Annotated in this window: 24 protein-coding genes; 10 read left to right on the forward strand and 14 right to left on the reverse strand. The window is 43.5% G+C overall.

Annotated elements, in window-relative coordinates; all coding sequences use genetic code 11:
- Positions 1 to 119: 119 nt before the first annotated feature.
- Together tagH and P343_RS21530 are read right to left on the reverse strand one after the other, a co-directional pair.
- The gene (gene tagH / locus P343_RS21525) at positions 120 to 914 is read right to left on the reverse strand and encodes a teichoic acids export ABC transporter ATP-binding subunit TagH (RefSeq protein WP_023508778.1); all 795 of its coding nucleotides are present in this window, start codon (positions 912 to 914) and stop codon (positions 120 to 122) included.
- A 14-nt stretch (positions 915 to 928) separates the two neighbouring features.
- Entirely contained in the window at positions 929 to 1765 is an 837-nt protein-coding gene (locus tag P343_RS21530) for an ABC transporter permease (protein WP_023508779.1), read from the reverse strand.
- A 463-nt stretch (positions 1766 to 2228) separates the two neighbouring features.
- Between P343_RS21530 and P343_RS21540 the strand changes: the two genes are divergently transcribed.
- The 7 genes from P343_RS21540 (at position 2229) to P343_RS37040 (ending at position 7812) form a co-directional block, all read left to right on the forward strand.
- On the forward strand, positions 2229 to 3743 hold the full coding sequence (locus P343_RS21540) for a spore germination protein (protein WP_023508782.1): 1515 nt from the start codon (positions 2229 to 2231) through the stop codon (positions 3741 to 3743).
- A 40-nt stretch (positions 3744 to 3783) separates the two neighbouring features.
- On the forward strand, positions 3784 to 4896 hold the full coding sequence (locus P343_RS21545) for a GerAB/ArcD/ProY family transporter (protein ID WP_023508783.1): 1113 nt from the start codon (positions 3784 to 3786) through the stop codon (positions 4894 to 4896).
- Positions 4893 to 6002 carry a Ger(x)C family spore germination protein gene (locus tag P343_RS21550; RefSeq protein WP_023508784.1) on the forward strand — a complete coding sequence of 370 codons (1110 nt, stop codon included), beginning with the start codon at positions 4893 to 4895 and terminating at the stop codon, positions 6000 to 6002. The genes P343_RS21545 and P343_RS21550 overlap by 4 nt, the downstream gene beginning before the upstream one ends.
- A gap of 88 nt (positions 6003 to 6090) precedes the next feature.
- Positions 6091 to 6273 carry a cold-shock protein gene (locus tag P343_RS21555; RefSeq protein ID WP_023508785.1) on the forward strand — a complete coding sequence of 61 codons (183 nt, stop codon included), beginning with the start codon at positions 6091 to 6093 and terminating at the stop codon, positions 6271 to 6273.
- Between the two features lie 312 nt (positions 6274 to 6585).
- A complete protein-coding gene (locus P343_RS21560; protein WP_023508786.1) occupies positions 6586 to 7137 on the forward strand; it encodes a ribonuclease FAU-1 family protein in 552 nt (183 codons plus the stop codon).
- A gap of 18 nt (positions 7138 to 7155) precedes the next feature.
- Positions 7156 to 7620 carry a GNAT family N-acetyltransferase gene (locus P343_RS21565; protein ID WP_023508787.1) on the forward strand — a complete coding sequence of 155 codons (465 nt, stop codon included), beginning with the start codon at positions 7156 to 7158 and terminating at the stop codon, positions 7618 to 7620.
- A gap of 54 nt (positions 7621 to 7674) precedes the next feature.
- On the forward strand, positions 7675 to 7812 hold the full coding sequence (locus P343_RS37040; protein ID WP_023508788.1) for a hypothetical protein: 138 nt from the start codon (positions 7675 to 7677) through the stop codon (positions 7810 to 7812).
- Between the two features lie 75 nt (positions 7813 to 7887).
- On the opposite strand, the gene P343_RS21570 is transcribed toward P343_RS37040, so the two are convergent.
- The 10 genes from P343_RS21570 to P343_RS21615 form a co-directional block, all read right to left on the reverse strand.
- A complete protein-coding gene (locus P343_RS21570; RefSeq protein WP_023508789.1) occupies positions 7888 to 9213 on the reverse strand; it encodes a (Fe-S)-binding protein in 1326 nt (441 codons plus the stop codon).
- Positions 9210 to 10643: a glycolate oxidase subunit GlcD gene (gene glcD, locus P343_RS21575; protein WP_023508790.1), complete on the reverse strand. Its 1434-nt coding sequence runs from the start codon at positions 10641 to 10643 to the stop codon at positions 9210 to 9212. The genes P343_RS21570 and glcD overlap by 4 nt, the downstream gene beginning before the upstream one ends.
- Positions 10644 to 10902: 259 nt before the next feature.
- Positions 10903 to 11112, reverse strand: coding sequence for a copper chaperone CopZ (copZ, locus tag P343_RS21580; RefSeq protein WP_023508791.1), 210 nt, complete (start codon positions 11110 to 11112; stop codon positions 10903 to 10905).
- Between the two features lie 46 nt (positions 11113 to 11158).
- The gene (locus P343_RS21585) at positions 11159 to 13546 is read right to left on the reverse strand and encodes a heavy metal translocating P-type ATPase (protein WP_023508792.1); all 2388 of its coding nucleotides are present in this window, start codon (positions 13544 to 13546) and stop codon (positions 11159 to 11161) included.
- 27 nt (positions 13547 to 13573) lie between these two features.
- The gene (locus tag P343_RS21590; protein ID WP_031263566.1) at positions 13574 to 13891 is read right to left on the reverse strand and encodes a metal-sensitive transcriptional regulator; all 318 of its coding nucleotides are present in this window, start codon (positions 13889 to 13891) and stop codon (positions 13574 to 13576) included.
- A 370-nt stretch (positions 13892 to 14261) separates the two neighbouring features.
- A complete protein-coding gene (locus P343_RS21595) occupies positions 14262 to 15959 on the reverse strand; it encodes a glycerol-3-phosphate dehydrogenase/oxidase (RefSeq protein WP_023508795.1) in 1698 nt (565 codons plus the stop codon).
- 209 nt (positions 15960 to 16168) lie between these two features.
- Positions 16169 to 17659 carry a glycerol kinase GlpK gene (glpK, locus tag P343_RS21600; protein ID WP_023508796.1) on the reverse strand — a complete coding sequence of 497 codons (1491 nt, stop codon included), beginning with the start codon at positions 17657 to 17659 and terminating at the stop codon, positions 16169 to 16171.
- A 33-nt stretch (positions 17660 to 17692) separates the two neighbouring features.
- The gene (locus P343_RS21605) at positions 17693 to 18535 is read right to left on the reverse strand and encodes an MIP/aquaporin family protein (RefSeq protein WP_023508797.1); all 843 of its coding nucleotides are present in this window, start codon (positions 18533 to 18535) and stop codon (positions 17693 to 17695) included.
- Positions 18536 to 18820: 285 nt separating this feature from the next.
- Positions 18821 to 19381, reverse strand: coding sequence for a glycerol-3-phosphate responsive antiterminator (locus P343_RS21610; protein ID WP_023508798.1), 561 nt, complete (start codon positions 19379 to 19381; stop codon positions 18821 to 18823).
- A 548-nt stretch (positions 19382 to 19929) separates the two neighbouring features.
- Entirely contained in the window at positions 19930 to 20502 is a 573-nt protein-coding gene (locus tag P343_RS21615; protein WP_031263567.1) for an SGNH/GDSL hydrolase family protein, read from the reverse strand.
- Positions 20503 to 20680: 178 nt separating this feature from the next.
- On the opposite strand from P343_RS21615, the gene P343_RS21620 reads away from it, so the two are divergent.
- Positions 20681 to 21685 (forward strand): aldo/keto reductase, encoded by a 1005-nt coding sequence (locus P343_RS21620; protein ID WP_031263569.1) that lies wholly within the window; start codon positions 20681 to 20683, stop codon positions 21683 to 21685.
- A gap of 97 nt (positions 21686 to 21782) precedes the next feature.
- A complete protein-coding gene (locus P343_RS21625) occupies positions 21783 to 22679 on the forward strand; it encodes a YitT family protein (protein WP_023508801.1) in 897 nt (298 codons plus the stop codon).
- 324 nt (positions 22680 to 23003) lie between these two features.
- On the opposite strand, the gene P343_RS21630 is transcribed toward P343_RS21625, so the two are convergent.
- Positions 23004 to 24236 (reverse strand): multidrug efflux MFS transporter, encoded by a 1233-nt coding sequence (locus tag P343_RS21630; RefSeq protein WP_023508802.1) that lies wholly within the window; start codon positions 24234 to 24236, stop codon positions 23004 to 23006.
- A gap of 256 nt (positions 24237 to 24492) precedes the next feature.
- On the opposite strand from P343_RS21630, the gene P343_RS21635 reads away from it, so the two are divergent.
- Positions 24493 to 25395 carry a LysR family transcriptional regulator gene (locus P343_RS21635; RefSeq protein ID WP_023508803.1) on the forward strand — a complete coding sequence of 301 codons (903 nt, stop codon included), beginning with the start codon at positions 24493 to 24495 and terminating at the stop codon, positions 25393 to 25395.
- Positions 25396 to 25401: 6 nt separating this feature from the next.
- Here P343_RS21635 and P343_RS21640 read toward each other — a convergent pair whose 3' ends face one another.
- Positions 25402 to 26103 carry a TerC family protein gene (locus P343_RS21640; RefSeq protein ID WP_023508804.1) on the reverse strand — a complete coding sequence of 234 codons (702 nt, stop codon included), beginning with the start codon at positions 26101 to 26103 and terminating at the stop codon, positions 25402 to 25404.
- Positions 26104 to 26114: the final 11 nt, after the last annotated feature.

Here is a 26114-nt window from a genome sequence, read left to right on the forward strand (position 1 = left end):
TATTTTCCAAAAAGTAAACTTAATTCACAATTTTGTGTTATATTAATTTACAACTCTCTCATGAACGGCACAACAACTGAATTAGCAAATCCTGAAAAAAAGCCTGAGCGCTCGTACGCTCAGGCTTTAATCGTGCGGCTCTTCCGCACTTTATCCTGGAAGGCTTTCTTCTCTTGCTTGGTCATTTTCTTGTATTCTTTAATAAATTTCTCGTATTCCGGCATGACTTCATTCATCGATCCATAGTTCTCAACCTGGCCATATTGAATCCACAACGCTTTCTCACAAAACTTCTTCATTTGGCTGATTGAATGGCTGATAAAAAAAATCGTCTTTCCTTTTTCTTTGAACTCGTTCATTTTATCTAAGCATTTATCCGCAAATGTCTGATCTCCAACCGAGAGTGCTTCGTCAATCACAAGAATATCAGGATCAATATGAATAGAAATCGCGAAACCAAGTCGAGAACGCATTCCGCTTGAGTAGGTTTTTACCGGCTGATCAATAAAATCACCAATGTCGGCAAATTCAATGATCTGAGGGGTCAACTCGACAATCTGCTTTTTATCAAAACCAAGCATTAAACATTTTAACTCTATGTTCTCTCTACCGGTAAGCTCTTGTTTCAGTCCGGACTGAATAGCGATTAAAGCCGCTTCGCCATGTACCTCCACTGTCCCCGACGTTGGCGGGATAATTCCAGCGATAATGTTTGACAAGGTAGACTTTCCTGAGCCATTCACCCCAATAATTCCGATTACATCGCCTTTGTTCGCTTCAAAACTGATATCCTGCAGTGCATAAAAGGTTTTTCCGTAACCCTTTGGAGAAATTAAATCCAGTATTTTTTCGGATGTCCTGGAATACATTTTATATTTTTTTGAGACATGATTGACAACTACTGATTTTTCCATGAGTGGAGATCTCCTTACAAATAATCTACGAAATGATCTCTGAATCTTAAATGGATTGCTGATCCGAAAAGCAGAGCTACGAGTACAAATCCCCAGAAGTAAGCCGTATACCAAATATGATCGAGACCGTACCAAGATGCGCCGAGCAATGTCGAGCGGTAGCCTTGTACAAGATAATACATCGGATTAAGCAACAAGATTTTCTCAATGTAACCAGGCATACCGGCAGCCGTAAGACGCGCAGGTTCCCATAAAAACGGAGTTAAGTAAAACAACATTCGCATAATCGAAATCAGGATCTGATGGACATCACGAACAATCGTAGACAGGGTCGACGTGATCAAGGAAACAGAAAATAGGAATGCTAATGCAGCAAACATAAAATAAGGCAGTTGAATGATATAGACACTGACGTGATACTTAGTGAATTGCAGAATAACGAAAACAATTCCTGTGATCATCAGATGCTGATAAAATTTTTCAAGAATGACGTAGCTTGGGATCGCGCTCATCGGAAAGTTCATTTTTGCGATAAAACGAATCCGTGAATAAATTGATTTTGACCCTTGGATAATCGCCGGCTGAATGAAAAACCAAACGATAATTCCCGAGATGAGCCAGATTATGTAAGGAGCAAACTGACCGTTGTCGACCGGTATGTCCTTATTTCTTCCTAATATTTTGCCAAAAACTAGCCAGTAAATAAAGATCTGAATCAACGGGTTAATGACCACCCACGCCGTACCAAGATAATTATTCGTATTCTCACTTTTTAACTCGTAAAGGGACAGCCGACTGATCAGGTAAAGGTTTTTAAACTGTTCCCTTATTACTTTCCATGCCGATTTCATATCATTTTCCTTCCAGCCTGAAATTCTTTTATTCGAAAACTTGGCGCTGCCAAGCCTAAGGAAACGGGAATATCCTGTCCATTTTCCTCTACATACTTTATCACAGCTCGCCCAAAAATGAAAAGGATGATCCACACAGAATCTTTCTTTTTCACTTCCATACCTGTTCAGCATAATAGAAATGAATATTTAAACGTCCAGCAGGGGAACATAACTCCTATTAAAATGAACACGTAGAAGGGAACTATTCATGCTCACTGTTTTCCTTTATCTCAGTTATTTTCTCGTCCTCTTTCTATTTTTCATCTTTGTGTTTTTCAGAATTTATTTTTTCGCTGCACTCATGATGTATACCTTGATCATATGGATATGCACCATGCCTTTTATTGTTTTTTATATTGCGTCCAAAAAATATGAGTTGGATAAAACCAAATCCCAAAAATGACCGGAGTGAGGGTTCATTATGTTTTGGAAAAAAAAGAGGCTTGAGGAAACGGATAAGAAAAACAAACCTCAAACCATCATGGATTTGTTCCAACACTTAAAAGAAAATCCTGATTTCGCACATTTTCAGCATCAAGGTGATCATTTCAGTTGCTGGATTTCATTTTTTAAGACACTGGTTGATGTGGATTACGTGCATCGCGACGTGTTTCCTTGCATTTACGATGAAAAAATTCACAGTATGAAAGACATCCAAGAGCAGCTTCCGATTGAGACAATCATTCGGACAAAGGATCTTTCCATGATTCAATCCAAACTGCTGGAAGGCTATATTATTATTCAAAAGAATGAGGCAGATACTGATTGCTTAATTATTCCTTCAATTAAAATTGAGGGCCGTCAAATTGAAAAGTCGGAAGTTGAAACGAGTATTTTGGGTCCAAAGGAAACTTTTGTGGAATCGCTGGACACCAACATCAATCTTGTCCGAAAACGCATTCCAATTCCACAGCTTAAAGTTGAAGAACTGAGGGTTGGAAAAATCTCCAGAACGCGGGTTTCCATTGTGTATATAGATGGAATCGCTAATGTTGAAAATGTAAACACGGTTAAGCAGAGAATCAGTGATTTGGAAGTGGCAAACCTGATTGACGCAACGGTTCTGGCCTTAAATATCAGCGACAATGACAACTCTATTTTCCCGCAATTTATCGATACAGAAAGGCCTGACCGGGTTTCAGGAGCGGTTTATGAGGGCAAGATCGCTGTTCTCGTAGATGGTTCGCCCAATGCACTGGTCATGCCTTCAACCATCGTTGAATTTTTCGTGGCATTTGATGATTACTTTCTGGTCTGGCACATTGCATCACTCTACCGACTGCTGCGCTTATTCGCAGTCGCTCTATCAGCCTTTGCCTCGCCTGTGTATATTGCGCTGCTGACCTATCATTACCAGCTGATTCCGAAGGATCTTTTGGGAACATTGATCAGCTCGCGGAGTTCTGTGCCATTGGATCCGGTTATGGAAGTTATCGTCCTTGAAATCATGATCGAGTTGCTGCGTGAAGCAGGCGCACGGTTACCGACAAAAGTCGGACAAACGATTGGTATCGTTGGTGGTATTGTCATCGGGACGGCATCCGTACAAGCCGGACTGACGAGTAATTTTCTGCTCATTCTCGTTGCGATGTCGGCACTCGCCGCCTTCATCACACCGAATTACCGGATGGCCACATCCATTCGTTTTATCCGTTTTCCTTTTATCATTTCTGCTCAAATGCTAGGAATGTTGGGAATCGCCTTTTGCTTTATCTTTTTCGTTTGTCATTTACTCAGGCTGACTTCGCTTGGTCGTCCTTATATAGAACCGATCTATCCTTTGCGAGTGAACGATCTTAAGGATAGTTTTATCCGTCTCCCCTATAATTTTCAGAACACGAGGCCAATGGTACTGCGCCCGGGGGATGTCTCTCGTATGAACGCTACGCGTACGCACAAAAAGAAAGGGAAACATAAAGCGGATATTGATGAGTAACAAACAAACACTTCGTCCCGAATAATGGAGGTTGATTGACGTGAAACCAGGTCAGATTAGTGAAACGCAACAGCTTGGCCCGATGAGTGGTTTTATTATTCCACACACCATGCAAATTAGCATTGGAATTCTCTCATTCCAACAGCTCCTATCCAAAGATAGTGGGCAGGATGCATGGCTTGCTTGCCTTATCGGCGGACTGTTTTCACTCGCCATCATGTGGATGATTCTACGCCTGCTTAAAAACGAGCAGAAATTCGGCCGTGCAGACTTTTTTTCGATCCACCAGAGGTTGTTTGGCAAATGGTTGGGTGGCCTGCTCAATTTCTTCGTGACCGCCCATGTCGTTCTTTTTGGCGTCGTCTTTCTTCGCAGCTATATTGAAATATTGCAAGTTTGGATCTTTCCCCAGCTATCCGTTTTCACCTTTACCATCCTGTTCTGTCTGATCATCTGGTATATTGTGCTTGGGGGTATTCGAATCGTCGGCGGCATCTGCATGCTCAGCTTTATCTATATGATTCCGCTTTATATGTCCACTGTTTTTGCGGTTCCTGAAGCATATTTCTCAAATCTTCTGCCCATGTTTGAGCACAGCCCAGCCTCAATCCTGATCTCTGCGTTTCATACGACACACATTTACCTCGGCTTTGAGCTGATGCTCTATTTTTACCCTTTCATTAAGCGGCCGCAGCTTGCAAAAAAGTGGTGCTATTTCGGTATTTTGACATCAATGTATATCTATATCATCCTAATGCTTATGGCGACAGTGTTTTTTAGTCGGGGTGAAATGAGACTCACCATCTGGCCAACAGTAACATTTTGGAAATCCGTTTCTTTTCCTCTCCTTGAACACGTCGACATGGTTATCATTATTTACTATATGTGGGCTTTATTACCAAGTGTAAGCATGTCCGCTTGGGTTGCGTCTCGCTTCGTGAAGCACACCTTCCCAGTAATAAAGCAAAAATACGCGCTTGTGGGTGTACTGCTTATATTTGTTATTATAAGTGTACTAATCAAGAATGGTGAACAAGTGAAAATTGCGAATGACCTTTATGGCAATATCGGCTTTTTCATTGTGTACGCATACGTTCCTTTTCTTCTTTTTTATCAATGGCTGATGAAAAAGGTAAGGGGGAAAGCAGCATGAAATTGAAAACTCTTGTGATTTTGCTGCTGCTTGCACTTCTGTCCAGCTGCATGCCTACTAATATTATTGACGATATATTAATGGTTGAAGCTGAAGGGTTTGATTACATTGGCCACAATCAAATTCTGGGAACAGCAACGATGCCTAACTATGTGCAGAGTGGGAATCCAGGCGGTCAAGGTGGAGGGCTGCCATCAACGGCTTCAATGATGCGTTACGTCTCGGGAATTACCTATGACGGGAAGTCACTGGTTGATAAATTCCAACCCGAGGGTCAGCGTCCGTTAAAAATTGGAAAAGTGAGGGTGATGCTTTTTGACAAGAAGCTCGCAAAACATGGCATGCGAGATCAAATAGACTTCCGAAACAGGGATCCTGACACGCCTCGTGATCTAACGATTGCGATCGTTGAAGGAAGCACAAACAAACTTCTGACTGCACAAGACTATCAGACACAGATACCGATATCACGTTATGTCCAGGATATGATTCAGCAAAACAATGAGCAAAATTATCCGACAAGTAATCTATCACAATTTATTTACAGCTATTACGGCAATTACATGGATCCTTTTATGCCTCTCATAAAAAAGATCGGGAACCATCTTGAAATGACAGGAATCGCCATATTTAAAAAGGATAAATATGTCATGAAGGTTCCCAACAAGGATACATTTATTTTTAAGATGCTCTTTGAAAAATTTAATCAGGGTGTCTATGATTTCGAATTTGCACCAAAAAAACATATTGCAATCCGAAATGTGCATACCACGATAAATTATAAGGTAAAGGACGGGAACAGTTCGGCTCCTGATATTTATGCCTATGTAAAAATCAACGGACAAGTCAGGCAAGCCTATGTCGGTTCTATTAGTAAGAGTCGAGCTTATCGTGTTGAAAAGCCATTAGAAAAACAAATGGAGCAAAAAGCATCAAAGTTAGTACGCACTTTCCAAAAAAAAGGAACTGATCCACTTCGTCTTGGAGATACTGTGCGGAGTTTCACCTATAATTTCGATGGAAAGTCCTGGCCTGAACGCTACCAAAATGCCCATTTTCACTGTCAAGTAACTGTTAACATTTCTCAGACTGGGATTTCTCAATAGACTGTTGGAAACATGAACCATTTTTATTTATTATCAGTCGAAAATAGGGTATAATAAAAAGATTAACAGGAAAGGGGATTTTTGATCAATGGGATTTAATCGAGGCCCGCAAGAACCGGTTCCTGAAGCAGAAACGGCAATTTGGAGATGTACCAATGATTCATGTTCAGGGTGGATGAGAGATGCTTTTTCGTTTGATTCGCATCCGACGTGTCCGCTTTGCCATTCTGAAATGAAAAAAGAAACAAAGATGTTGCCGGTCATTGATTGACCGCTTAACTTTTTTATTCAATTTAAAGATTAAGCTTTGATCTGTGAATAGAGCAGGACGTTTCTTCTGAAATATTTAGGAGATTCGTCCTGCATTTCTTTTTCTCTTCCATGCATTCAATGATAAAAAGGAGTGAAAAATGAAACAGAGGCAAATATCATTCACAAAAGCTAACGGATGAGTTTTCAAAGACAAGCACATTACATAATTATGAATGAGGCATTATGGCGAGTTACAGATCATTTATACTTTGAAATCTCCATTTTTTGGTGTTTTACGTTACAATAGACAGGTAGGACAGAAGGTGATCTCTTGAAGCTGACGAAAATGAAAAGAAAATACGCAGACCGCCGAGGTTGGCGACGCATCATCTCAAGCCAAACCTGTAAAAAAGAATTTATGTGGCCAGCTTTTCATGGCGAAGCCGTACTGATTCAATTCAATGAAATCAAAGCGCCGCTGTCGGTCGTCTATGGCGGTGTTCGTACAAAAACGGTCGATCAAAACTATTCTTGGCTGCAATTGTTTCCGACTTACGCACCTCAATTTGTTCTGACGGCCATGTTTAATGCCAAACGGCGGCTTGTCCAATGTTATTTTGATGTTATTCATCAGGTCGGCAAAGATGAGAATGGCACCCCTTGGTTTGATGATCTTTATCTTGACCTGATTCTCTTTCCCAATCATCGGCTCTATCTCGTCGATGAGGACGAACTAAATGAAGCACTTGAGAATGGGATCATTACACCTGAGATGTATGAAAGAGCATGGAGAACAGCGCATCAGCTCATGCTCAGCATAAAAAACCATCCTGACCACTTCTTGAGACTTGTCCGTGATTTGCGCAACACGTTTCCTGATTAAATGATTGGAGGTCCTATCATGAACGTTCTCATTACTGAGATGCTGGAAATCGATTTCGCACCTTATCTGGAACATTCGTCATTGGAGTATGCCAAAGAAAAGCAGGCATCCGGTGCTTGGCCTGCGGATCGGGCGCTTCAAAATGCACGCGCTGAAATCAGCCGTCTGCTTCCACAAGGCTATTTCACGCCCAATCATCAATTTCTATCCCTAGTAGATGCATTGGGGAGAAAAGTCGGCATACTCTGGTTGCATATCTCGCCCGAACGAAAAGAAGCATTTATCTACGATTTTGAAATCTACGAACCTTATCGCGATCAAGGTTTTGGACAAACCGCGATGCAGGCACTTTTTGCCTATTGCCGCAGTCTCGGGCTCGCCAAAATTAGACTCCACGTATTTGCCCACAATGCCCGCGCCCATCATGTTTATGAAAAACTTGGTTTTCAGGCTACGGACATTAATATGAGCAAATTTTTGTAAGCGCACATAAATTTCACGCCAAACGCCCATGCTAGCCATATGGAGGTGGGCATTATGTCAGAGGCGAGAAAAAAAGAATACCGTTCAAATAAAGGTGCAGCCACTTCAAGTGTCACGCCTGCAGGTCGTGCGAAGGATGATCCTCAATCATCTATCTCTCAGTTGGAAGAACGCGCGCGTAAAAACAAATAATAATAAAATCCGGAACGGCTGGTACTCGTTCCGGATTTTCTGTTCATTTATGAATCCTCAGCCCAAAATTGCTTACTACTCAACTAATGCCTCCAGCAGCACATCAGCTATATGCACCGCGCGGACACTGCCTGTTTTATTCGCGCGTTCAACCCCAAGTTTCATTTCCAGAAGACACCCTGGGTTAGCCGTTACAATCGTTTGGGCATTCGTATCTTCAACCTTATCCATTTTATGATCCAAAATTTGCATGGCCATGTCAGGCTGGACAATATTATAATCTCCTGCCGAACCGCAGCATGTATCGGCGCCTTCCATTTCAACGAAATGTACACCTTCAATCGACTGAAGGAGTATTCTCGGCTCGCTGAATGTTTTCATCACATTGCGCAGATGACAGGAATCCTGATAAGTAATGATTTGTTCAGGAAGGCACAGGCGGTGCGTTTTTTGAAAATCAAGTGCGACAAGAATTGCAGAGATATCTTTCAGCTTTCGAGCGAAATTCTTCGCTCGTTCCGCCCATTCCGGATCATCTTTCAGCAGATGGTCATACTCAATCAAAAATGCGCTGCAGCCACCTGCGTTTGTGATAATGTAATCCGCCTTTACTGCTTCAAACGCTTCAATATTCTGCTTTGCCATTTCTTTGGATTTCTCTAATTCTCCATTGTGGCCATGTAACGCGCCGCAACAAAGCTGATTTTCAGGAATCGCTACATCACAGCCTGCTTTCTGAAGCAGCTTGATCGTCGCTTTATTTGTTTCAAAAAACATCGTGTCCATCAGACATCCGGCAAACAACGCCACCGTCGCTTTTTTCTCGCCTTCATGTTCGAAAAACCGCGGCCGCTGTTTCATCTCACTGCGTTTTGGAACCTCGGGCAGTACTTTTTCCATAGTGGCCATACTTTCTGGAAACAAATTCATGAATCCGACTTTACGTGCGACTTTCGAAAGACCGCTTCTCTGATAAAAGCCAATCAAGCTTGTCACTTTTTCCATTCGATCCTGGTGCGGGAACAGCTCATTAAAAATACCCTTGCGAAGCATTTTTACTCGAATCGGCTCTTTCTTATTGCGCTGAATAATTGTGCGAGCGCTCTCCAAGAGATGTCCATAGTGTACACCTGATGGACAGACCGGCTCACATGCTCTGCACCCCAGACACAGATCGAGCGAATGGGCAATATCGTCATCAGGTTCGATCACGCCGTCAGTAATCCCCTTCATTAAGGCAATTCTTCCTCGAGGTGAGTACTTCTCCTGATGACCCGTTTCAATATACGTCGGGCAGGAAGGCAAACAAAATCCGCAGCGCATACAGTTCAGTAATTCATCATAGTCCATCTCTTCTTTAAATTCCTTCTGGATCTTATCTTTTGCTGAAGAGGTCATCATTTCACACTCACCAACCTTTCCTTACTATGTTCAGCGAACACTTTGCCTGGGTTCATGATGCCTTTTGGATCAATGGACTGCTTGATTCCGCGCATGACCTCAATTCCGGCTTTGCCCAGTTTCCATTCGAGATAAGGAGCTTTTGTCACGCCGACACCATGCTCTCCGGTTAAGGTTCCGCCTAGTTCGATTGCCTTTTCAAAAATTTCAGCGAATGCTTCCTCCACCCGTGTCATTTCTTCTTCATCGCGTGCATCCGTCAGGCATGTCGGATGAAGGTTTCCGTCCCCGGCATGACCGAATGTGGAAATCCGAACGTTATACTTTTGAGCAACATCTGATATCGCCCGAACCATGGTTGCAATTTCTGATCTTGGAACGGTCGCATCTTCCAGAATAGTTGTGGGCTTCAATCTCGCGAGCGCACTCAATGCCGAACGACGCGCCGTTGCCAGTTCTTCCGCTTCTTCATCAGACGAGGCAAGCCGAACATCCACAGCCTGTTCTGCTCGGCAAATCTCTGCAATCTTATGAATATCACGATCAACGATCTCTTGTGGTCCGTCTTGAACGATGAGCAGGATCGCTTTAGCATCTGTTGGCAGCCCAATATGTGCGAAATCTTCAACAGCCTTTAAGGTATCTTGATCAAGAAATTCCAGAGTAACCGGAATCATTTTGTTGGCAATAATCGCTGAGACAGATCTGCCTGCAGCCTCTATATCCTGATAAAGCGCGAGTATCGTCTTTTGCGTTTCGGGTTTTGGTATTAACTTGAGTGTTGCTTCAGTAATCACACCGAGTGTACCTTCTGAACCGACAAACAGATGCGTCAAATCATATCCGGCGACATCCTTCGTCAGCTTTCCACCGGTACGGATGAGTTCTCCATTAGGCAAGGCGACCTGCAGCGCCATGGCGTAATCCTTGGTAACACCATATTTCAACCCGCGAAGCCCACCTGAGTTTTCGGCAAGATTCCCACCGATCGTCGAAATTTTCATCGAACTTGGATCCGGAGGATAAAATAAATCCTCTTTCTCTACTCGGTCAGTAATCTCTTTAGTGATCGTTCCTGGTTGAACCGTAATCGTCAGATTTTCCTTATCCAGTTCAAGAATTTTGTTCAAGTGCTTCATCAGCAAGACAACCCCACCTTTTAAAGGACAGGTATCTGCGCAAAGATTCGTACCTGATCCTCTTGTATACACTGGTGTTGAAGTCTCTGTGCATAATTTAAGAATTGCTGCCACTTCCTCTGCAGTTCGCGGGGAAACAACAAAATCCGGAAGCGCTTGAAAGTTCGGAGTTGCGTCATAAGAATACACAAGTCTCCCACTCGTTGTATCATCCACATTTTCAGTCCCTACAATTTCGATTAATCTTTCCTTAATCTTGCCGAGCTTTTTGTCCATTTTTGATGATGACATATTCATTCCCCCGATCCTTTTCGGTAAGCGCTTTCTTACATTCTATTATAATCAATTGTTTACAATAATTCTATTAAAAGAATTCATCTTTACTACGAGAAAATAATGGATAAGTAAAAAACCCGGGCAAGCCCGGTCCTTGAGTATCGCTGTTATGAACCCTGAACCCATTCAAAATTTTATGCAAAAAAAAAAAAAAAAAAAAAACCGGACGGTATCAACCGTCCGGCACTTTATATCTGTCATTTATTAATCAATATTATTTCACAACATCATAGCCCTGATCTTCAACTGCATCCTTCATCTGCGCAAAATCAACCTTAGCTTCATCATAAGTAACATCAACTTTTCCGCTAGCCAAATCAACGTTGACTTCAGATACACCGTCTAGGTCGTTCAATGCGCCAGACACTGCCATTTTGCAATGTCCACAACTCATGCCTTTTACTTCTAATGTACGTTCAGCCATATTCTCACCTCCTTAAAATGGTTTTCATATCTTGCAATCAATCTGTTCAAACATTCATTCGTTTCAATCTCAAGCTGTTGGCAACTACTGAGACTGAACTGAAGGCCATCGCTGCGCCGGCCACCCAAGGTGCGAGCAGGCCGAGAGCTGCCACCGGAATACCAACCGTATTGTAGAAGAGTGCCCAGAATAAATTCTGTCTGATATTGCGCATCGTTATCTTGCTGAGATCAAGTGCCTTGACGACATGTGTGAGTTCGCCACCAACCAGAGTGATGTCGGCAGCTTCGATTGCCACATCAGTACCCGTCCCGATTGCCATACCGATATCCGCAACTGCGAGAGCCGGAGCATCATTAATACCGTCGCCGACCATAGCTACGCTTAATCCTTGCTCTTGCAGTTCACGAACCTTCTTCGCCTTTTCTTCAGGGAGTACCTCTGCAAAAACGTGATCAATACCCGCTTTTTTTGCAATTGCTTCAGCAGTACGTTTATTGTCGCCGGTAATCATATAGACGCTGATTCCACGCGCTTTCAATGCTTTAATAGCCGCTACAGATGAATCCTTTAATGTATCTGCAACAGCAATCAACGCTTGGAGCTGTCCATCGATGGCAACAAACATAGCCGTTTTGCCTTCGGATTCCAGCCGGACGGCATCATCAACCGCATCTTGAAATACAATGTCTTCTTGCTTCATCAGCCTGCGTGTGCCAATTACAATCTTCCGTTCACCCACAGAAGCTGTGATTCCGGAACCAGCATGTGCCTCAAAATGGTCAGGTGAAGGCAAATCTTGTTTGCCCTGTGATGCGACGATGGCCTGTGCCAATGGATGCTCGCTGGCACGTTCTGCAGCCGCTGCAAGCCGTAGTATTTCATCTCGTTCTAATTCACCAATTAAGACAACATCGGTCACTTCAGGTTTCCCTTTTGTAATCGTTCCGGTCTTGTCGAACATAATCGATTGAAGATTCTGCGCAGTTTCTAAATATTCTCCGCCCTTGAAGAGGATCCCGTTTTCAGCCGCTTTTCCCGTTCCAACCATAATCGACGTCGGGGTGGCAAGGCCCAACGCACAAGGACAGGCAATAACCAGTACACTGATTGCCGCTACGAGCGCCGGCTCCAATTCTCCAGGATGAATAGCAGAAATCCAGACGACGAAGACAAATATAGCTATCACAACCACTATCGGCACAAAGACTCCGGAAATAGTATCAGCCAATCGCTGAATTGGTGCTTTTGAGCCCTGAGCTTCTTCAACAATGCGGACAATACCTGCGAGTGCGGTATCTTTGCCCACTTTCTCTGCTTTCATGATAAACGAACCCGTTGAATTCACCGTTGCACCAATCAGTTTTTCACCTGATCGCTTGACGACAGGTAACGATTCGCCTGTAATCATTGATTCGTTAACAGCTGACTCTCCTTCAACAAGTAAACCGTCAACTGGAATTTTCTCACCTGGCTTGACCCTGAGAAAATCACCTACTACCACTTGATCAATCGGGACACGCTCTTCTAAACCGTTCACAATTCGGGTTGCTTCTTTTGCCTGCAAGTCCATAAGCTCTGTAATTGCCGCCGTTGTCTGTCGTTTCGCTCGCGCCTCCATAAATTTGCCAAGTAACACGAGTGTGATGAGGATAGCACTTGTTTCGAAATAAAGGTCTGGATGATTAACACCTGCAAATTGATAGCGAAAAGTTTCAACGACGCTGTAACAATAAGCCGCACTTGTTCCGAGCGCTACAAGCACATCCATATTCGCGCTTTTATTCAGTAATGCGCGTGTACCGCCACGGTAGAATGGCCATCCAATATAAAATTGGACGACGCTAGCAAGCGTGAATTGGAGCCATGGATTCATGAGCAGCATCGGCACAGGCAGATGAAAAAACGGAAGATGGGTGACCATCGTAATGAGCAGTGGTAAAGAAAGCGCAGTAGATAAAATTAGCTTATTGCGTTTGCCCCTTAATTCTTTGTTCTTTGCTTCATCCTGCGCATCATTTTTCAAGGTTGCCGTATAGCCCAGCTTGTGTATTTTCTCAATGATCGCATCCGGTTCAACGAATCCCGGTTGATAGTCGACAGTGGCAGATTCTGTAGCAAGATTGACATTTGCAGAGGAAATGCCTTGTAGCTTGTTTAATCCTTTTTCAATACGAGTAGCACACGCTGCGCAGGTCATGCCACTGATTGCCAGATCCAACCGCTCCTTCGTCACGCCATAACCCAGTTTTTCAATTTTTCCTGTAATCTCATTTGCATGAATTTGATGATCATCGTATTCAACTTTTGCTTTTTCTAAAGCCAAATTGACATTTGATGAAACACCCTCCATACGGTTCAAGCCGCGCTCAATTCGGTTGGCACATGCTGCGCAAGTCATACCTGTAATGCCGATTTGCACCACTTTTTTCATCTTCTTCACCTTCTTCCTTTACATGATCTACTTCAATTGTTTGACTACCTTCAGCAGCTCATTGATTTGTTCTTCTCCATGGCCTTCCTCAATCGCTTTGGCTACACACGATTTCGTATGACGTTCAAGGATTGAGAAGCCTATTTTATCAAGTGCTGCGTGTACCGCAGACAGCTGAATTAAAATATCCACACAGTAACGATCATCATCCACCATTTTCTCTATACCGCGCACCTGTCCTTCAACGCGTTTCAAACGATTCATGATTTTGCGTTTTTCTTCCAAGGTTCGTGGTACAGCAGGGGATCGATTTTGTGACTCAGTCGCTAGCTCAGTTGAGTCCATCGCACATGTACATGACTTCTTATGTTCTTCCATAGAACCGCCTCCTTGTCTGTTATTATACCCTATGGGGGTATAATATTCAATCAATCATGCTTGCCTTCATAAAGTTCTTTAGAAATTTGATGATAAAACCCATCTTGCGCCGGACTAAGCCGGTAAATAATTCGACCACCAGTTGAATCCGGAGCTTACCTGCTAAATATTGGTCGAAAAAAAAGCGAATCAAAATCATTTTCTAATTTTGATTCGCCTTTTATGACATAGGTAATATAATCTTTTAAAATTATTTTTCAGCAGCTTAGTACTAAACTTGATGGTTCACTTAGAACTCCATGGAATCATCTCGATCAAACCTTTTTTATCGCTTAGATCACACGGCATCTTTTTCATGATCATCTGTTTGTGGTGTGCTCAGCAGCGATGCTTCGTCAAAAGCTATGTTCAATTCTTTAGAGTACTTGTTCTTTTGTTCCTCCGACCAATTTAACCGATCTGCCATATAGCTTATGATCGGCTGCGCCAATTTCTTCGCTGAACGAATATCAAAGAGCGTCTTCCCTGTTCGTCTCGTGAAGTAATCCACAGGTGAGACAATCATCTCATATGTCAATGCATATTGAACGGTGGCCAAAACTACCGGAGAAATTTGATAACGTTTTGCTTCATCTTGATTAAAGCGGATCAATTCAAATAATTGACTGACATTTGTCCCGTACTTTTTGACCAATTTCTCCGCCTCACTCTCAGATAGACCGAGCGCTACACCTAGTTGGCTGTGTTCGTGCACAAAATTTGCGAAATGTGCGGAGCCTCCAAAATGCCCACCGGATAATTCAATGTTGATTGTTCTGCTTTCCGGATAGCTCTTTCCAGTTTCTGCTTTCAATTCTGATACAACTACATCGACTACGCGTTGTGCCATTTTGCGGTAACCGGTTAATTTTCCTCCGGCAATAGAAATGAGCCCTGATTTCGAAATAAAGATTTCATCTTTTCGTGAGATCTCAGAAGGCGATTTGCCTTCTTCTTGGATCAATGGCCGCACACCTGCCCAGCTGGATTCAACGTCAGCTGCGGTCAGTCGAGCCGATGGAAACACTCCATTGATGGCATCCAAAATATAATCACGATCTTCTGCCGTCGGTTTAGGATCAATCGGCCAACGCGCATACGTTGTATCTGTCGTCCCCGCGTATACTTTGCCATCACGAGGAATAACGAAGATCATACGCTTGTCGCCATTGGTTGTGTCAAAGTACACAGATTGTTTCATTGGAAAACGTTTGCCGTCAATGACAATGTGAACACCCTTTGTTAAATGCAGATGTTTGCCCTTCTTTGAGTGATCCTTTTCACGAATCGTATCTACCCAAGGCCCAGCTGCATTCACAATTTTTTTCGCATAGATGCGGTACTCTTTTTTTGTCAGCTGATCAATAACACGCGCACCGCTCAACTTTTTGTCATGGTCATAGAGCAACTCATCGACTTTTGCATAATTGACGGCGCGCGCTCCTCTGTCACATGCTTCTTTCATCACTTCAATCGTCAGCCGCGCATCATCGGTCCGATACTCAACATAATACCCGCTGCCCTTTAATCCTTCTTTTTTGAGGAGTGGTTCTTTATTCAAGGTTGCTTTACGGCTGAGCATCACACGGCGTTCTTCACGTCTGACTCCCGCCAGAAAATCATAGACTCTTAAGCCGAGTGATGTGGAAAAACGTCCGAATGTGCCTTTTTTATAAATAGGCAGCATCATCTTCTCCGGGGTCGTCACATGCGGTGCATTCTCATACACAATGGCGCGTTCTTTCCCTACTTCAGCGACAATCTTTATTTCAAATTGTTTCAAATAGCGAAGACCGCCGTGGACAAGCTTTGTTGATCTGCTCGATGTTCCACCGGCAAAATCCTGCATATCTACAAGGCCGACCTTGAGGCCGCGATCTGTTGCATCAAGCGCGATGCCTGCACCGGTTATACCCCCGCCAATTACTAAGAGATCAAGTGGCCGGCTCGCCATTTTTTCCAAAATTTCATTTCGTTCAAACGTTGATAGTGACATGTTCATTCCCCCAGTTTTCGTTTTCTCACGCCGTTTCGGATCGCAGCGAACGGATTAGCGTTTCCCGTATCAAAAAAGACCACAAAATACACCTCCTGCTCGGCTGAATATCAGCGAACTCCGGTTGTGTACCGTGGTCTTCTACCATTGCCATGACCGTTTATTAACTTTTACTGTTTCAAATTCGGACCAGAGTGGTCATTCATACATTATTTGAAGGCTCTCGCTGCATTTACTGCCTTTCTCCATCCTTGATAAAGTTCGGAACGCGTTTTTTCTTCCATTGATACTTCAAACTTCTTGCCAATGCTCCAGGTTTCAGCCAGTTCACTTTGGTTCTTCCAGAGTCCGACAGCAAGTCCGGCGAGATAGGCAGCCCCAAGCGCAGTCGTCTCGCTGCTCGTTGGACGCTCAACCTCGACACCAAGGATATCACTTTGAAACTGCATTAGAAAATCATTCATTGAAGCACCACCATCAACACGCAGTTTTTTTAAAGTGATTTCCGAGTCCTCTTCCATCGCATTTAATACATCTTTTGTCTGGTAGGCAAGGGATTCAAGTGTCGCGCGAATAAAATGTTCCTTTGTAGTGCCGCGTGTGATGCCAAATGCAGCTCCACGGACATCGGCGTCCCAGTAAGGCGTACCGAGACCAACAAAGGCGGGAACAAGATAGACGCCTTCGGTTGAAGCCACACGTTTCGCGTACTCTTCACTTTCCTGCGAATAGCGAAACATCCTCAGGCCATCGCGCAACCATTGAATTGCCGATCCCGCGACGAAAATGCTTCCTTCAAGAGCATAGGTGACTTTTCCATCCAGTCCCCAAGCAATCGTGGTCAATAGACCCGTTTTCGATCGTACCGCCTGCTCGCCAGTATTCATCAGCATAAAGCATCCGGTGCCATAGGTGTTCTTCACCATTCCCTGTTCATAGCATGCCTGCCCGAATAACGCGGACTGCTGGTCTCCAGCAATACCGGATATAGGAACTTCCTGACCGAAAAAGTGATAGTCGATTGTTTTCGCATAAACTTCGGATGATGATCGGACTTCAGGCAACATGGCCTCCGGTACATCAAGAATATCTAGCAGTTCCTTATCCCATGTCAATTCATGGATATTATACATGAGCGTTCTTGATGCATTGGAATAATCCGTGACATGTGCCTTACCCCCGGATAATTTCCAAACTAACCATGTGTCTATCGTCCCAAAAAGCAAGTCGCCTTTTCTAGCCTTGTCACGTGCTCCTTCCACATGATCCAGAATCCACTTCACTTTAGTTCCGGAAAAATAAGGATCTAGGACAAGTCCTGTTTTATTCCGAAATGTTTCTTCATATCCCGATGCTTTTAATTCATTACAAATTTCGGCGGTTTGCCTTGACTGCCAGACAATGGCATGATAGATCGGATGTCCTGTATGACGGTCCCAAATGACGGTTGTTTCTCTCTGGTTCGTGATCCCGATACCGGCAATGTCCTTCGCATCAATTTCTCCGGTAAGTAATGAATCGGCAATCACTGATAAGATAGAACCCCATATTTCATTTGCATCTTGCTCTACCCAACCGGGCTGCGGAAAAAACTGCGTAAATTCTTTTTGGGCCATCTGTACGACTTTTCCATACTCATCAAATATCATTGAACGAACACTGGTTGTGCCTTCATCAAGTGCCAAAATATATTTTCCCATGGTCAAATTCCCCTCTCAGAAACATTGTGTAACTTAATAGTTTTTTTCTAAACGTCTATTGACCGCTTTGTGCGATGTGAGACCCTGATGATGTTTCTCGCCAACGAGTGCGCCAATAACCACGATAATGAGTAAAATTGAGCAGATCCAAAATGCTAAAGTCGGATGTCTAAGAAAAAAGGTTTGATAACTTAGGGCACCAAAGACGCCGCCAAGAATAGGTCCGGCAATAGGAATCCAGGCATACCCCCAGTTAGATCCGCCTTTCCCGGCGATCGGTAAGAGTGCGTGAGCTAGCCGTGGTGCAAAATCTCTTGCTGGGTTAATTGCATAACCGGTCGTTCCTCCAAGAGACATGCCAATGACCACAATCAAAAACCCGACAATTAGGGGATTCAAGCCATGTGCAAATTGATTTGCGCCAATTGCCAGAATAGCGATGACAAGAATAAACGTACCGATGATTTCACTGAGCAGATTTGCCCAAGTTTGCTTGATCGCCGGACCCGTGCAAAAAATGCCGAGTTTGACCGCCGGATCTTGGGTCTCACGCCAATGCGGAAGATAGTGAAGATAAACGATACACGCCCCAAGGAAACCTCCGATTAATTGAGCGAGGACATAAAGGGGCACTTCTTTCCATGGGAACTCGCCAATCGCTGCGAGTCCCAAAGTGAGTGCCGGATTTAAATGTGCGCCACTGAATTGACCGACCGCATAAGCGCCTATGGCAACCGCCAATCCCCAGCCAAAGGTGATCACGATCCACCCGGAATTTTTTGCATAGGATTTTGTCAGACTGACACCTGCACAAACACCATCACCCAGTATGATTAAAATCATTGTGCCAATCAATTCACCAAGAAAACCGGACATGAAAACACCAACCCCTACCTGGAATTCAAGTCAATACCTTAAGCGAGGGCATCCACGAACGAACTAAAAAAATCCACAACAAGCGATAACGGGAAGGCCGATGTGCCCGTTATCTTGCGTGGATGATCCAGTCTCAGTATCCGTGGTCACTCATTAACTTGATAGACTTATCGTAAACATTTTTGTAAGCGCTGTCAATAAATTGTCACGGTAAATATAAATTTTGTTCACAAATGAAAAGCCCGAAAATTATTGGCAGAAGGCGCATGCCGTTCAAGTAATGAATCAATGTGCCCACGGTTGATTCCAAAGCTCCATATTGGACGAAGAAATAGCGGACGCTCCGGCATTTAGAGCAGCTCTCGCGTCATGTTCCGTTCGAATCAAGCCGCCCGCAATGACCGGCACATGAGCCTGGCTGATCACTTCTTTAATTAACGCGGGAATGAGCCCCGGTAAAAGTTCAACCATATCCGGCTTCGCCTGGTTAAGTAGACGATAGCCCGTTTCCATTGAACGGGAATCAAGCAGGAACATCCGCTGAACAGTAACTAGTCCTCTTTTCTTTCCAACTTCAAGCATATTGCCACGCGTTGATATGATGCCGTACGGGCGAATATTTTGGCAAATAAAATCTGCGGCTGGCAAATCATTTTTCAAGCCTTGGATCAAATCGGTGTGGACAAAAACATGTTTATGACGCTGCTTCCCCATCTGTACCATGGTTGCGATCAAAGAAATATGACTATCTAATATAATCAAATTCTGAAAAGGCTGTTCCAATAATTTTTCATAGCTTTTCATATTATTTACGGCAGGTATTATTTTCTGCCCATCCATTAACATACAATCCCCTCCATATGAACTTTTTTGTCATTCATGATCATGAAGCACGACTGTGTTACCTCACCAACAATGGTAGCTTTGGTCACGCACGCAAAAAAGCAGCATCAAGCGCTGCTTTTTGCCGGATTGAGGAGGAGTAAGGGGGAGGGGGGCCAATAACCGAATTGGCTCATTATCCATTCCAAGCAGAGAGCATCCGAGTTCAGATCTAGGCTCAAACCCTTTTCCCGGAAAACAGCTAATTCAATAAAGGATTGTCATCACAGATCTCTTGTGAAAAAGATCTTTAACGGGTCATCTGTTTTAGAAACAGGGACAGCGTTAATTATATTGGTAAGTGCATCTATGATGAACAACCCTTATGAGTGGTGCGATTTCCGTCATTCTGATCCTAACAACCTGACAAACCTCATCGCTCCCTGCAAAATAATCATAACTTGATCCTCATCTATATGCAAAAAGCCTTTTCACACAATATAGCGTTTACATCTTATCGTTTAGCTGAAAAACAGACATATAAGATCGACTTCAAAGCTATTTTTATCATTTTATGCCTTTTTTTTATTCTCTTCGAGACAATTGATTCGTTCAATGATGTGTTGAGCAAACAAATCATAGCCGTCATGTGAAAAATGAAGCCCATCATCAAGCAACAAGTTAATGAGATCCTTCCGTCCGTTCATAATCTTGTATAGATCAATGAGTGGTAAACTCATCGCATTCGCTAGATCGCGCACAATTGCAGCATATTGAACGATATGCTTATTTTCTCTTTTTCCAATTTGCTTCTCATCAATCACAGGAGGCGGTGTGACTAATATGACTCTGTATGGATGAAAAGATTGTATGAAAGCGATGAGATTTCCTCTAAATTCGTCAGCTGGAATGCCTTTATGATAGGAAGCATCATTGGATCCAAACAAGATGATGATCCAGTTGGCACGATCATCAATCAATTCTTCAATTCGTGATCGTGCTTGCCGAGTTGTTTCACCAGGAATGCCTGCATTCACAACACGGCAGTTGAGCCCTCTTTCCAAACGATCTGTCAGTGCTCGTGTTTCTTGAACACCATTCCATCCCGCTGTAATGCTGTCACCAAAACAAACGATTTTCTGCATAAGAAACACCAATCTTCATCCAATTTTTGGCTTATCATGATATGCTGACCATGATGCCCAACACTCATATATAAGAGGCTGTTAATCAATTAAGGTGTTCAATCCTTTGATTATTAAGCATTGTTTTCATTATAATTAAAGAGAAGGGTAAAATAAAGAGCATACGAGGCGATACATGGTGGAGAAAACAAGCATTCAAGGGCTGGATATTCAACCGACACGCATTGCGCTTGGAACATGGGCAATTGGCGGCTGGATGTGGGGCGGCTCTGATGATCATGAATCTATCCGTACCATTCATCAGGCAATTGAAAGCGGAATTAACACAATTGATACAGCACCGGCATATGGTCAAGGACATGCTGAAACAGTTGTTGGCCAGGCACTACAAGAGTTTGGCCATCGTGAACAAGTGGTTTTAGCAACAAAGGTTTGCCTTGATTGGGTTGGCACTGATGTATTTCGAAACGGTTCAAAAGAAAGAATTATGAAAGAAATTGACGATTCGCTTACCCGGCTGAAAACTGATTATATTGATGTTTATCAAGTACACTGGCCGGATCCGCTTGTTCCTGTTGAAGAGACCGCAGAAGCTATGGGTGAATTGTATAAGCAAGGAAAAATCAGGGCAATTGGAGTCAGCAATTTTACTACTGAACAGATGAAAGCTTTTATGAGGGTTGCTCCTATTCATACTGTTCAACCTCCATATAATTTGTTCGAACGGGAAATTGAAAAAGATGTATTGCCATTCGCTGAAAAGCAGAACATTGTAGCCTTATGTTACGGAAGTCTGTGTCGCGGTTTACTCGGCGGCAATATGACGGCTGATCGTAAATTTACTGGCGATGATTTGCGTCTATCCGATCCAAAATTCCAAGCACCACACTTTACTCACTATCTTGCGGCTGTTCAGGAACTCAAAAACCTGGCACAGGAACGTTTTGGTAAATCGGTTCGGGCTTTGGCAGTTCGTTGGATTCTTGATAAGACAAAAAACGGCATTGCTTTGTGGGGCGCACGGCATCCGGATCAGATTACCAGTGTTTCGGAGATTGAGGATTTCCATCTAGATTCACAGACGTTGGCAGACATTGATGCAATATTGACTAAAAATATACCAGAACCGATTGGAACTGAATTTATGGCACCGCCAGTTCGTGACGATGTCATAAAAGGTTAAGCATTTGACTTATTTGTAAGAATAGCCTGGTACCTTTTTGAAAAAGATCACCAGGTTGCATACATACCTTTTTTTTGAGAGAGGATTGATAAACTTAATGGAGCAAACAGTGAATCCGGTTAATATGCCAAAGAAACAGCATCAAAAACTGAAAGCACACCAATTTATTTTCCGCATACTGCTTATTGCGATCGGTGTGACACTCGAAGCGGTTGCCCTTGAAATATTTCTTGTACCCAATAACATTATTGATGGTGGAGTGGTTGGTATATCCATTATGCTGTCTCATTTAACGGGCTGGCAGATTGGTATCTTCTTAATCATCATCAATATTCCTTTTTTTATCGTTGGCTACAAGCAGATGGGTAAAACCTTCACCATTACTTCAGCCTGTGGTGTGCTTTTACTTGCATTCATGACCACTCTCTTTCATCCGGTTCCCCGCTTTACCAGTGATTTGCTCCTTGCCGCTGTATTCGGCGGAATAATTATGGGCATCGGAGTCGGGCTGGTTATACGCAACGGCGGTTCCTCAGATGGTACGGAAATACTTGCCGTTCTTTTCAATGAAAAAACCCCATTCTCTGTTGGCGAAGTTGTTCTCTTTGTTAATATATTTATTTTGGGTCTTGCCGGTTTTGTATTTGACTGGAACTATGCCATGTATTCTTTAATCGCATATTTCATCGCTTTTAAAATGATTGATATTACCAGTGAAGGGCTTGAATCTTCTAAAGCTGTTTGGATTATCAGTGATCAGCACCAAGAAATTGGCGATGCGCTGAATGATCGGCTCGGACGCGGCGTCACGTACCTAAACGGCGAAGGGGCGTACACCGGTAATAACAAAAATGTGATTTTCACAGTCATCAGCCGTCTTGAAGAGGCTAAAGTTAAAAATATCGTTGATTCAATTGACAAGAGCGCTTTTCTCGCGATCAGCGATATTCACGATGTTAAAGGCGGTCGATTCAAAAAAAGAAGCATCCACTAAATGTGAGATGCAGCCACTTCCTTACATTCAATTCTTTTTGATGGTGTTCAAAAAGTCTTGGAAAGGGTAAGAAGGATCTTCTGCTAATTACATGCACGTCCTGTGCATAACGCAGAAGTCACCGCATCCTGCGGAAGCTCAGCGTCAGCTTGTTTCTTTGCTCCTCACGTATTAACAGGGGAACTTCAACTAAAAACGCGTACGTCTTGTACGCAACGTTGAAGTCACTACATCCTGTAGAAGTACGCGCAGGTAGCTCGAAACTGCGCTTCCTTGATCTCCTCGGCCCTTTTTGTCCTCCTTTTTGAACAGCCTATTGACCACTCATCGAAGCCCACTGTGTGCAGCGGCTTCGATTTTTCTTTCCCTTTTTTTCACCAGCACTTCGGAAGCCACAACCCAACCGGCGTTGATGAATAGCAGCAGGCTCGTCGAGAAAAATACATATTTAATGCCGAACGCAGCCGCCATATGTCCGCCAAGCAACGAACCGCCAAGGGTTCCGAGAAACTGTGCGGATTGATTGTAACCAAATAACTGTCCGGTGATGGATGCAGGAGCCATCTTTTTAACAAGTGTGTTAATCGAAGGCAAGATTCCGGCAGTTGCAAGCCCGAGCATAAAGCGCAGAACGGTTAGCTGCCAAGCATTTGAAACGAAAGCCTGCGGAATAAAGATGACACCGGTGAAAAGCAATGAATAAACCAGGATACGCCGTGGACCAATCTTGTCGGATAATTTACCAAGAAATGGTGCAGATATCACGCTGGCAAGCCCTGCTGCCGCAACCACAATGCCCGACATTAGTTCAAGATGGGTGGAACCTGGAGAGAGAATTTTCACATAGACGGTAATAATCGGCTGGATCGACATATTTGCGAGCTGCACCATGAAAGTCGTGATAAACATCGCAAGGAATAGGCCGACATGCGGCGTCATCTCCCAAACCTCTTTGATTGACGGCGCCTTTTTTTTCGAAACAACCACTTTTTCATTTACAAAAAAGTAGGATGCAAGAAAAGCACAGAGAAGCAGAACACTCGTATCAATAAAAACAAGCCGCATACCCATATATTCCGACAAGAGGCCTCCAATCAACGGTCCGACCAAAGAGCCGCTGATGCCGCCTGTGGACAGCATACCTAATGCCCACCCTGAGTGAGTCTTTGGTGTCTGCGTAGCGACAAGAATTATTGACGCTGGAATATAGCCGGATACGAGTCCCATAATCAGCCGAAGTCCAAAGAGCTGGTAAACATTCTGAGCAAAGGCCATCGTGAAAACAATAAGGCACATACCTAAGCTGGCACGAAGCAGCATGGGTTTTCGGCCATACTTATCAGCTAGTCGGCCCCAGAGTGGTGAGACAATGGCCGATACAAAGAATGTTGCGCCAAATATAAGTCCCGCCCAGCTTTCAATTTCTGCAGTGTCTGTGATGCCAAGTTTTTCGATATAGAGCGGCAAAAACGGAATAATTTGGCTCATGCCTGCCGCTGTCGCAAAAGAGCCGAACCAAACGACATATAAATTTTTCTTCCAAAGAGGTAAAGACAAAGAACACACCTTACTTTTTCATGAATGAATTTCCCGAAATAAAAAGCGCTTGAACCACAGCGCTTCCTCACACAATCTATAATAGTTGGTATTGCTCATTAAAACCAATATATATATTATTATAAATGGATAGCTTTAAACCTATTAGAGAATGTTCAAAAAGTCCGGGAAAAATTATTGACGATAGTAATGAATCGAATTCATCACCGATTTTTGAATCATGAATAGATCCAACTTATAAAAGGAGGGCTAACACATGGAATTGCTTCAATTAAAGTATTTTCAAACCGTTGCCAGAATTGAACATATGACAAAAGCCGCCGAGGAACTATCTATTGCCCAGCCTTCACTTAGCCAAACCATTAAACGACTTGAGGATGAAATTGGCGTACCTTTGTTTGACCGAAAGGGCCGTCGAATCAAGCTTAACCGTTATGGAAAGATCTTCCTGGAAAAAGCGGAAATTGCCTTCTCTATACTTCAGGAAGGCAAGCAGGAAGTGATTGATCTTGCAAAATTAAATGAAGACAGCATCTCAATAGCGGTCATGAGAACCCCAATTGTTCCAGAATTGCTTAGCAGTTTCCGTAAGCAGCATCCTTTCGTCCGTTTCCGCGTCAAACAGATCTCTCGCACAACCATTCAGCATCAACTGGAAAATGGTGAGATCGATTTATGCATTACACCTTATAAATTGGAGCAAGGCAAACCGCTTCACTCCCGTCTATTGATGAATGATGAGATCTATCTTGTCGTCCCAAAAACACACCCACTGGCATCAAGAAAAAGTGTCGATCTTCACGACATCGCTCATGAACCTTTTGTTTTAAAAGCTAACGGAGCCTTCCGTGAAACAACAGACACTTACTGTCAAATGGCCGGTTTCCAGCCAGATATCGCCTTTGAAGTGGACGATTCATTGTCAATCCGCGGCCTAGTTTCAGAAGGTCTCGGCGTTGCCTTTTTCTCTTCGCTCACTTTGAGAACGGTTAAGGACTCATCAATTGTGCCGCTTCGGATCAGCCATCCGCATTGCAGCCGTACCATTAGTCTAGTATGGAATGAGGAACGCTACCATTCTGCAATTGTATCTGACTTCTACACATTTATCTTGCACTATTTCGAACAGCTCAAACAAGACAAATGCACTATTCAATAACTGTGATCAAACTGCTTGGTTCTGATCGTGATGCCGTGCGCCTTTTTTCTGACTGCTCCAACCCAGGTAGAGCACCGCGGCAATAATGATCAGAACGATTGGCCATTCTGTCCACCCCACAAGATCACCAAGCCATTTAATAACCAATGGTTCAGCAAACAGCATCTTGCCTGCTGTCATGGCAAGAATCGCGGACCCAACATATATAAGCCAGGAATAACGATCCATGAGTTTCAGGATGATCGCACTTCCACCCATCAATAATGGAATACTAATTAACAGTCCGAAGATGACAAGCAGCGGATCGTTTTGAGCTGCACCGGCAACAGCAAGAACGTTATCTAGACCCATCAATGCATCTGCCACGATAATAGTTTGAACAGCCGCCCAAATCGTCGTCTGCGCTTTCACTTCTTTCTGAGATTGCGATTCGGATGGACTGAGCAAACGGTAAGCAATCCAGATGAGCATTAGACCGCCAATAAAATGAAGCCCAGGCACCATCAGCAGATATACAACGAGAATTGTGCACAACGCACGCAGAATTACTGCGCCAACCGTTCCGTATAGAATCGCGCGACCGCGCTGGTGATCAGGCAGCCGGCGTGCAGCCAAAGCGATAACTACCGCATTGTCACCGGCCAAGAATAGATCGATCCCGACAATGATCATAAGTGATGACCAAAATGCCATCGTAAACAGTTCCATAAAGCAAAATG

Origin of the sequence: Sporolactobacillus laevolacticus DSM 442 (genome assembly GCF_000497245.1) — a bacterium.
GTDB lineage: Bacteria > Bacillota > Bacilli > Bacillales > Sporolactobacillaceae > Sporolactobacillus > Sporolactobacillus laevolacticus.

Coding starts and splice junctions, on each gene's coding strand:
- tagH (WP_023508778.1), bottom strand. CDS start 914: ATGGAAAAATCAGTAGTTGTCAATCATGTCTCAAAAAAATATAAAATG.
- P343_RS21530 (WP_023508779.1), bottom strand. CDS start 1,765: ATGAAATCGGCATGGAAAGTAATAAGGGAACAGTTTAAAAACCTTTAC.
- P343_RS21540 (WP_023508782.1), top strand. CDS start 2,229: ATGTTTTGGAAAAAAAAGAGGCTTGAGGAAACGGATAAGAAAAACAAA.
- P343_RS21550 (WP_023508784.1), top strand. CDS start 4,893: ATGAAATTGAAAACTCTTGTGATTTTGCTGCTGCTTGCACTTCTGTCC.
- P343_RS21555 (WP_023508785.1), top strand. CDS start 6,091: ATGGGATTTAATCGAGGCCCGCAAGAACCGGTTCCTGAAGCAGAAACG.
- P343_RS21565 (WP_023508787.1), top strand. CDS start 7,156: ATGAACGTTCTCATTACTGAGATGCTGGAAATCGATTTCGCACCTTAT.
- P343_RS37040 (WP_023508788.1), top strand. CDS start 7,675: ATGTCAGAGGCGAGAAAAAAAGAATACCGTTCAAATAAAGGTGCAGCC.
- P343_RS21570 (WP_023508789.1), bottom strand. CDS start 9,213: ATGATGACCTCTTCAGCAAAAGATAAGATCCAGAAGGAATTTAAAGAA.
- glcD (WP_023508790.1), bottom strand. CDS start 10,643: ATGTCATCATCAAAAATGGACAAAAAGCTCGGCAAGATTAAGGAAAGA.
- copZ (WP_023508791.1), bottom strand. CDS start 11,112: ATGGCTGAACGTACATTAGAAGTAAAAGGCATGAGTTGTGGACATTGC.
- P343_RS21585 (WP_023508792.1), bottom strand. CDS start 13,546: ATGAAAAAAGTGGTGCAAATCGGCATTACAGGTATGACTTGCGCAGCA.
- P343_RS21590 (WP_031263566.1), bottom strand. CDS start 13,891: ATGGACTCAACTGAGCTAGCGACTGAGTCACAAAATCGATCCCCTGCT.
- P343_RS21595 (WP_023508795.1), bottom strand. CDS start 15,959: ATGTCACTATCAACGTTTGAACGAAATGAAATTTTGGAAAAAATGGCG.
- glpK (WP_023508796.1), bottom strand. CDS start 17,659: ATGGGAAAATATATTTTGGCACTTGATGAAGGCACAACCAGTGTTCGT.
- P343_RS21605 (WP_023508797.1), bottom strand. CDS start 18,535: ATGTCCGGTTTTCTTGGTGAATTGATTGGCACAATGATTTTAATCATA.
- P343_RS21610 (WP_023508798.1), bottom strand. CDS start 19,381: ATGTTAATGGATGGGCAGAAAATAATACCTGCCGTAAATAATATGAAA.
- P343_RS21615 (WP_031263567.1), bottom strand. CDS start 20,502: ATGCAGAAAATCGTTTGTTTTGGTGACAGCATTACAGCGGGATGGAAT.
- P343_RS21625 (WP_023508801.1), top strand. CDS start 21,783: ATGGAGCAAACAGTGAATCCGGTTAATATGCCAAAGAAACAGCATCAA.
- P343_RS21635 (WP_023508803.1), top strand. CDS start 24,493: ATGGAATTGCTTCAATTAAAGTATTTTCAAACCGTTGCCAGAATTGAA.
- P343_RS21640 (WP_023508804.1), bottom strand. CDS start 26,103: ATGGAACTGTTTACGATGGCATTTTGGTCATCACTTATGATCATTGTC.